A 335-nucleotide genomic window follows, 5' to 3' on the forward strand; every position below is an offset into this window, starting at 1 on the left:
CCTGATAACTGGCCCGGATAATGAGCGTGCTTGTCGGCGAGCCCGATCTTCTTCAACAAAGCGTGCGCATGTTGGATGGCCTTCTCGCGGGGCTCCTTCAAGACGTGCCGGGGCGCTTCGATGATGTTCTCCGCCACAGTCATGTGCGGCCACAGATTGAAGTTCTGGAACACCATGCCGACGCGGGCGCGGATGCGTTCGACCTGCGCCATATCGGCTGGCCCAAGACGGCCGCTCGACAGCGGCTTCATCTTGATCACCTCGCCATCGATGGCGACCTTGCCGCCATCCGGCTGCTCCAGAAGATTGATGCAACGCAGGAACGTGCTCTTGCC

Annotated in this window: 1 protein-coding gene; it reads right to left on the bottom strand. The window is 60.9% G+C overall.

The genetic code is table 11. From position 1 onward, the window contains the following. A partial coding sequence (locus EOC94_RS33625; RefSeq protein ID WP_127295890.1) for an ATP-binding cassette domain-containing protein occupies nucleotides 1–335 on the bottom strand: 335 nt, incomplete at both ends.

The organism is Mesorhizobium sp. M6A.T.Ce.TU.016.01.1.1, assembly GCF_003997065.1.
GTDB lineage: Bacteria > Pseudomonadota > Alphaproteobacteria > Rhizobiales > Rhizobiaceae > Mesorhizobium > Mesorhizobium mediterraneum.